Raw genomic sequence first — 7,163 nt, 5'->3', positions numbered from 1 at the left:
CATGCCGGCGACCAAACCGGGAAGCAGTATGAAGATCCGATCGTGAACCCGCCAAGTGTTTCGGAGCACCTGGACAAAACTGCTGCTGCAAGCAACTGGGGAGGCGATATTGAGCGCCGGGAAGCAAGCGCTCGGGTAAGAAGCCGCATTGTGGAGCGGAAAGTGGAACAAAGTCTGCGCCTCCGCGAGCAGCGCGATAATTATGGTACCATGCCGGTGAACCACATTGGTACAACCAATTATTCTGCTGCTTCGGGTGAAAACCAATTTGAGACGTCGGCAACTACTCAATTCCAGGGAACTGATAATGATCTTGAAAACCAGGAGGTCCTGAACAGAACCGTTGAAGAACGCGACGCGATGATCAATGATATTGTGCAGAACGAAACAAAGAAGCCGGACGGTTTTACGGAAAAACCTTAACGAGGCCGCGTCTTCTGACCTCAACCTGTGCCTGGCTGGTTAGCAAATAATAACCAGCCAGGCACAGGTTAAGTATAGTAACAAAGGTCAGATTATAAGACTATGATTGCGCAAGATTTCTTGCTCCGGCTCATTTCCGTTCTCGAATTGATACGATCTCAACGCTGTTTCCTGACTGGCTGCATCTATCCGGGCTCACTAATTTAAAGCGCACCCAGACTTGTACCGGCCAGGCATTCGGTTGCTGGTACCGGGGCTCAACCTCGTTGCTGATGAGATAGTTTGCTTTTTCAATGGAAAGTACGAGGCCGCTTGTGCCACATCCTTTGCCTAAGTCGTCTACTTCTAAAAATCCAGTTATTGTTCCCGCAACTTCGCCGGGTTGGGCCGTTTTGTCTGTACATGCAAGCAACAAAACCAGAAAAGATAAAAGCGTGTATTTCATAGCTGGTTATTTGAATTTTTTGAGCCGGTTGATCATCATTATCGCACGGTCAATGCGTACCTGCACTGATTTTGCTCCCGATATGTAATAGATCATTCCGCGCTGGTGACTTGGGAGTTGTTCGTAAAAGGCTTTTTTACCTTCCGGGTCCATTTCCAGGAGTTCAGCAAGTTCTTCCGGAATGTCGCGGCCAAATTCACTATCATCTTTCCAAATCTTCGCAGACAGCTGCTGCCCGAGTTGCAGCTTGCCTTCCTGGCGGATCGGCGTACCGATGTTAATGTAAAACCCTCCCCCACCCCTGGGCCTGATCGCACATTGAAATTCAACCTGACCATTTAACAGGCATCTTACCCGGGCGGGCTTCCTCCCTTCAACAAATTGGAATGCAACTTCATCGGGTACGATCATATAAAATTCGCCTCCCTTTTTAGGAAGGCGATCAAGTACCGATTCGAAATGAACAAAATCAGGCATAACCTGTTGGAGGATTACTCTGTTAATGGTTTTACCATAATATCCTTGTAGAAAACAACGCTTTTTGGATCATGGGCCTGCAAAGCAAAGGTGCCGGATTTCAGGAATTTGTTTTTCATATCACCCTGTCTTTTGTCAACATCGGTCTCTTCATAGTCCACCACCACTTTGTCGTTGATCTTAATGGTTATGTGCTTGCCTTCCACTTTGATGTACTCTGTGTACCACTCGTCATCTTTCACGTAAGTCTCTTTTACATCAACCACATTATACAAGCTTCCTGTGCGCTTCCAGTCAGTATGCGACTGATTGACCTGCACTTCATATCCCTGCGAAGGCCAGCCGTCTTCCTGATAAGCCGTATGAATGAAAATACCGGAGTTGGAGCCGGGTTTTGTTTTCACGGTTGCTTTGAACTCAAAATTCTTGAACATGTGATTTTTTACGGGGCCTTCGTAAAACAAATGCGCGCGTGGGCCGGCGACTTGGATCGTACCGTCGACAATGGTGAAAGAGCCGGCGTTAGCCCCAACCTTCCAGCCCGTAAGGTCTTTGCCGTTAAATAGTGAAATCCAGCCATCCTGGGCGTGTGCAGCCAAGGTGGTGACCAGACTTAAAAGAAGCGCCAATGCAAGCAGTTGTGTACCTTTTTTCATAAAGTAATTCGTGTAAAAAGTTGAATGCGTGAGATGAAATGATTTTGCAAAAAAGCACCACGACCGGAAGAAACTACTTGATCTCGTTACAATCTCCTTTTTCCTGTTCTTTTTTAATATATCAACGTTTGAGCTGTTCCGGGCACAATTTTTTGGCGGACGATTTTCAAAAACTTACCCCACTGATAACTAATTAGTTGCAATTAAAATAGTTACTAAATTAATGTAGAACTAATGCTAAGCGAGGGAGATATTAAACGAGAGATAATCGAATTAATAAGGAAGCACCAATCGCAAGTGTCTGCCTACGATCATGATGCAGAAGAGAAAAAACAAAGGTTATCGTACCGCCACTTCAGGCGACTGGAAGCGACGGCCGATCAGATGGGGTATCTCAACAAGGCGTTATTAGTCAGAAAGCAGCACTTACAGATGCAGCGTTACAAGGTTAGGTTACAGAAAAAACGAACTGAGTTGCTGTTTCAGCAGGCCATTGAACTGAAAACTCTGAAACTGAAATTAGAAACGGCTCAGCTGCATAGTTAACAGGCCAAATCGCGACCCAAACTACCCTCATTGTCAGGCCGGCACTACTTTTCAACAACAACGGACAGTGACTTTGCTGTTCCGTTGTTGAACCGCAGATTAACAACATAGCTGCCTTGCGGAACATCCGCAATCCCGAGTCCGCCTGCAATATTGCCGGTCCTGATTAGTGGTCTGCCGTTCAAATCCATCAGCGTGGCTTCCTGCAATGTATTCTGCATGATTCCGTTAACGTGAATTTTGCCGGATGCAGGATTTGGGTAAATGTAGGCGGTCGTGTTCAGATTGAATTGAAGCTCTCTGATCTGGCTGTATGAAAATGACGCGTCCAGGTCGACCATTTTGAGGCGGTAGAGATTCGTGCCTGCTAATGGATGCTGATCAACAAATTCATAGTCGGTATTCAAATTTGTATCTGCGCCAGACGCAACAGCCAGTGTACCGATCTGCGCCCATTGCTTTCCGTTGGTACTCCGTTCGATCTCGAAGTGACTGCTGTTTACCTCCGCGGAAGTAACCCAATGCAGAACCGCCGACTGCTCAGCCGCTTTCACATGAAAGCTTGCGAGTGTAACCGGCAAAGATCCCTCTGCAACTACTCCCAGCGTGAAAACGCTGAAATGATCAGGGACAAGTTGGCCGTCTGTAGTTATTGAACCCGCTGATATTGAGCTCTCCCCACCAATAACCGACGCTTCATCAACGCTGGAAGGCACTTTGACCCACTTGCCGGCAGACCAGCCGACGATCGTCAGCTTGCCAAGATCTTTGCCCGCAAGCAGCGAGTTGATGTCGCTGGTACCATTCCATGTCAGGGTAATTTTTGTGCTTTCTGAGCCGTCAATATCCCAGTATTCCCGGTTACTGACTGCGCTTGTGCCGGCATCGGTCGCGAGGGTATTAAAAGGTCCTTCGTTGAAGAGCTCACGTGTTTTGTCTGAGCCCGGATCCTCAGGAAAATAGGCGCCGGCTGTTCCTGGCGCAGCCGCGGCAAACGGGCGAAAAGCACCATTGCCACCGACCGGGTATACAAATTCGTTTGTACCTAGCTTCTTGACATAACCATCGACAAAATTGTCATCACCCAATACGCCGGACTCCACGTCGGGCCCGAAAGTGACCAGTCCGATCTGAGTGCCTCTGTGCGTGGAAATACCATTTCCGGATTGTGCGGATACTTCAAATGCGAAAAGGAAAAGTGTGCTGAGCAGAGCAGCTGAAAAGAATTTGTATAGTTGTGTCATAGTTAGTTTGCAGTAGAGTAGACTTAATACTTTCGGGTATAAATTTCTTCTATCGCAAAGAAAGTATTTCTACAAGTTAATGCAACTATTTATGCGACAATTTCACCTCAAATTCTTTGTTTAAGAGGAATATGATGGGTTTTAGGGGAGACTTCGACGCATCTGGACAGTCCGTTTTGCCTGAATTGTTCATTCGACGTATTTGTCCATGCAGCAAAAGCGCGCAATCCACGGATCGCCGTGGCCAGGAGATACAATGAGGGATGAAGTTGGAGGTGAGAAAATAGACCACATTTTTCTCGACTAGCGGAGGCCTGATTCAAATTGCAGTGAACACCTGCAACTTCCGGTGACTTGTAGCAAATGCAAAAAATAGTTAGGTCTACCTGAAAGAACTAAATAGTGATAAAACTTTGCGAAGTATTTCGCATAACGTTAGCTAACTATCTAAAATGTAAAAAGTTTTTGAACCAATTAAATAATATATGTAATCCTGACAAGTTCTGACTGAATTAAATACCTTTTTGCCCGCTATTTATTTTATTCAAAATGGCAGTTTAAATGTAGAATAAAAGCCTTTATGGCTTCAAAAAAGCAGATTTTTGAAACCCCACTTTTCATCAAACTGACCACATAATACACGGGGTATCGCCCCAAAATTGAAAATCTGCTTCCTCTTTATACTAATTTCGAATCAGTAAACCAACCGACCATCTGCAAGTTGATCGGTGATCTATCAAGCACACTCTCTTTAAATATCAATCCATCATAAGGTGAGGCCGGTTATTCCGCAGGGCTTTATGATATACTGACACCTATAAACTTTCATTAATCATAAGCGTACCCGAACATAAGGGTACTTAATGTCACTGGTATGCCATTTCAATGCGATCAGAAACTGGGGTTTAAACGTCGTTAATAATAATCGTAATACACACCAATTATCAAATAGAATATCAATTAATGGGTGCATGTGCATTCATTAATTACAGAGATCTATTGCGTCTGATTAAAAAGTAAACTAATGCAAGATCAAGTCAACTGTGCATTATTAATGAATTCCCCATTATTAACTATTCATGATTAATCCGTAATGAGTAAAAAAGTATTTGATGTCCCTGTCCTGCTGATCACATTTAACAGGCCGGAAACAACTTGTCATGTTTTTGCACAAATCAGGAAGCTAAAACCTTCAAAACTTTACATATTCTCAGACGCAGCAAGAATAGATAAGCCAGAAGAAAGTGAATTGGTGGAAGCGTGCAGAAGTTTGTTTGATGATTCACAAATCAATTGGGACTGTCAGGTTGAGAAATGGTTTGCTGATACCAATATGGGTTGTGCAATGGGTGTATCATCGGCAATCAGCTGGGCATTTGAAACAAATGAAAAATTAATCATACTGGAAGATGATTGTTTGCCACATCCTTCTTTTTTCTCATTCTGTAAAGTCATGCTGGATAAATACCACAACAATGATCGTGTTATGCATGTGTCAGGCACGCGGTGGAACGGCGAATTTACAATGGGACAATCTGATCACTTTTTCAGCTTGATAGGACATATCTGGGGCTGGGCAACGTGGAAAAGAGCATGGAATAAATATGATTTCTGGATGGAAAAACTTCCCGAAATGAAAAACCAGAGAAAAGTGCAGGCATTGTTCGGGGATAATAAAATTGCGCGGTATTGGTATGACAGGTTTAATGAGGTTTATGTCCAGGAAAAAAAGAGCACCTGGGATTATCAATGGCAATACACCCTTTTCCTGAATTACGGATTATCGGTAGTTCCTAATGTTAACCTGGTAAGTAACATAGGTTTGGAAGGTGTTCATTCCAGTGGTGAAAAAACGGAAGATCATTTTTGCGAAACGTGGCCCTGGGAAAATACGGGTTCTCAGGTGCAGCTGGCGGTTAACACCCAATACGAGCGCCACCACGCCAGAAAAAGATTCATGAGAAAACCCCCAATGCGCATCCGCATTATGAACAGGGTCAAGAATATGTTGCATTTGGATGCGTGAGCCTAAAACGGAATGCTGACTGTACAGTAAGGATTAAAAATAACTACCCTCTAACTTCCTGCTTAACTATGAAAATTGCGGTATTATTAACCACCTACAACAGAAAAGACAAGACACTCAATTGTTTAAAGAGCCTTTACAGCCAGAACATTATCGAAGATGTTGAGATAACTACGTTCCTGACCGACGACCTTTCATCTGATGGGACTGCGGAAGCCGTAAAACAAGCTTTTCCACAAGTTCAGGTATTGAAAGGAACTGGTACCTTGTTCTGGGCAGGTGGGATGAGAAAATCCTGGCGGCGCGCGACGGAGGGAAATTTTGACCACTACCTCCTGGTTAATGATGATACCATTTTGTTTCCTGATGCACTTGAAGCGCTCCTGAAATGTGCTGAAACAACACGGACAAAATCCGCCAAACCAGGCATTTGCATTGGCAGTACGATGGACGCTGTTTCCCAACGTATATCTTACGGCGGCAAAAAACTTACATCGAATTTCTCAATAAAGAGTGTACAGGTTTTTAGCGCAAAAGAAGCTGTGGAATGTGATCTCGGAAATGCAAATATCATGTTGGTTCCCGCAGAAATTGTACAAAAAATAGGAATATTATCCGATCATTTTACACATGGAATTGCGGATTACGATTACACATTGAAGGCGAAAAAAGCCAGATTTCCGGTAGTTGTCGCACCAGGTGTTTTAGGTGAATGCACCGATGATCACGGCAATAACTGGCGGGGACAGAATACAACTCTTTCAGAAAGAATCAAGTATTTAATGAGTCCAAAAGGTTTAGCATACTACGAATACCTTGGATTTATACGTGATCATTTTCCGGTATACTATCCGTTTGCATTTAGCAAGCTATGGCTAAAAACATTGTTTCCATTTATTTGGGAGAACTTAAAAACAAGACCTAACTGATAATGATTTTTATTGTAAATATCCCGACAAATTAACCCCTCTGATTTAAAACATAACCCCACAAGATCAGGGTTTGACCACAAAAGAATAAGATTACAAATAACCGTCAGTAACTTAGCTTACGAAATCATCACATAGTTAACTTGGCTCATATCAGAAACTGCTTTTATTTCATCTGATTTGAGCGATACATTAAGAATTCAACCGAATTCATTAAGCCCGCAGCGCACACCATTGCGGCCCTAAAATTTTAGAACTACTCAACCAGTAAATTGCCACAAGCGCACGACGTCCTCAAAATGGAAAAGAAAATACATGTTGTTTACCTTACCAATGTTCCTGCGCCTTATCGGGAAAGAATGCACGAGTTACTTGAACAGGAAAATGCATTTTCATATACAGTAGTGTACTGTGCCC

At 43.6% G+C, this 7,163-nt stretch carries 7 protein-coding genes and 1 pseudogene; 4 read left to right on the top strand and 4 right to left on the bottom strand.

From position 1 onward, the window contains the following. Positions 1-423 (top strand): annotated as a pseudogene (locus tag ACTIE6_RS27415) (hypothetical protein); the annotation flags it as partial. 130 nt (positions 424-553) lie between these two features. On the opposite strand, the gene ACTIE6_RS27410 reads toward ACTIE6_RS27415, so the two are convergent. The 3 genes from ACTIE6_RS27410 to ACTIE6_RS27400 are packed head-to-tail and all read right to left on the bottom strand — an operon-like array spanning position 554 to position 2,001. After that, positions 554-868 carry a hypothetical protein gene (locus ACTIE6_RS27410; protein WP_439559671.1) on the bottom strand — a complete coding sequence of 105 codons (315 nt, stop codon included), beginning with the start codon at positions 866-868 and terminating at the stop codon, positions 554-556. A 6-nt stretch (positions 869-874) separates the two neighbouring features. Then, positions 875-1,345 (bottom strand): YdeI/OmpD-associated family protein, encoded by a 471-nt coding sequence (locus ACTIE6_RS27405; protein ID WP_439559670.1) that lies wholly within the window; start codon positions 1,343-1,345, stop codon positions 875-877. 14 nt (positions 1,346-1,359) lie between these two features. Next, the gene (locus tag ACTIE6_RS27400) at positions 1,360-2,001 is read right to left on the bottom strand and encodes a 3-keto-disaccharide hydrolase (RefSeq protein WP_439559669.1); all 642 of its coding nucleotides are present in this window, start codon (positions 1,999-2,001) and stop codon (positions 1,360-1,362) included. Between the two features lie 234 nt (positions 2,002-2,235). Between ACTIE6_RS27400 and ACTIE6_RS27395 the strand changes: the two genes are divergently transcribed. Further along, on the top strand, positions 2,236-2,547 hold the full coding sequence (locus ACTIE6_RS27395; protein ID WP_439559668.1) for a hypothetical protein: 312 nt from the start codon (positions 2,236-2,238) through the stop codon (positions 2,545-2,547). 44 nt (positions 2,548-2,591) lie between these two features. Here the strand turns inward: ACTIE6_RS27395 and ACTIE6_RS27390 are convergent, their stop codons facing one another. After that, on the bottom strand, positions 2,592-3,791 hold the full coding sequence (locus ACTIE6_RS27390; RefSeq protein WP_439559667.1) for a T9SS type A sorting domain-containing protein: 1,200 nt from the start codon (positions 3,789-3,791) through the stop codon (positions 2,592-2,594). Positions 3,792-4,884: 1,093 nt separating this feature from the next. Here ACTIE6_RS27390 and ACTIE6_RS27385 point away from each other — a divergent pair. Together ACTIE6_RS27385 and ACTIE6_RS27380 are read left to right on the top strand one after the other, a co-directional pair. Further along, positions 4,885-5,817, top strand: a complete 933-nt coding sequence (locus ACTIE6_RS27385) for a nucleotide-diphospho-sugar transferase (RefSeq protein WP_439559666.1) — start codon at positions 4,885-4,887, stop codon at positions 5,815-5,817. Between the two features lie 68 nt (positions 5,818-5,885). Next, positions 5,886-6,746 (top strand): glycosyltransferase family 2 protein, encoded by an 861-nt coding sequence (locus ACTIE6_RS27380; RefSeq protein WP_439559665.1) that lies wholly within the window; start codon positions 5,886-5,888, stop codon positions 6,744-6,746. Positions 6,747-7,163: the final 417 nt, after the last annotated feature.

This window comes from Dyadobacter sp. (genome assembly GCF_051859145.1).
Taxonomy (GTDB): domain Bacteria; phylum Bacteroidota; class Bacteroidia; order Cytophagales; family Spirosomataceae; genus Dyadobacter.
Note: the sequence above shows the minus strand (reverse complement) of the source record. Positions and strands in the feature narration are given on the sequence as shown.

Excerpts from the sequence above, each read along its gene's own strand:
- ACTIE6_RS27410 (WP_439559671.1), bottom strand. The coding sequence starts at position 868 with ATGAAATACACGCTTTTATCTTTTCTGGTTTTGTTGCTTGCATGTACA.
- ACTIE6_RS27405 (WP_439559670.1), bottom strand. The coding sequence starts at position 1,345 with ATGCCTGATTTTGTTCATTTCGAATCGGTACTTGATCGCCTTCCTAAA.
- ACTIE6_RS27400 (WP_439559669.1), bottom strand. The coding sequence starts at position 2,001 with ATGAAAAAAGGTACACAACTGCTTGCATTGGCGCTTCTTTTAAGTCTG.
- ACTIE6_RS27395 (WP_439559668.1), top strand. The coding sequence starts at position 2,236 with ATGCTAAGCGAGGGAGATATTAAACGAGAGATAATCGAATTAATAAGG.
- ACTIE6_RS27390 (WP_439559667.1), bottom strand. The coding sequence starts at position 3,791 with ATGACACAACTATACAAATTCTTTTCAGCTGCTCTGCTCAGCACACTT.
- ACTIE6_RS27385 (WP_439559666.1), top strand. The coding sequence starts at position 4,885 with ATGAGTAAAAAAGTATTTGATGTCCCTGTCCTGCTGATCACATTTAAC.
- ACTIE6_RS27380 (WP_439559665.1), top strand. The coding sequence starts at position 5,886 with ATGAAAATTGCGGTATTATTAACCACCTACAACAGAAAAGACAAGACA.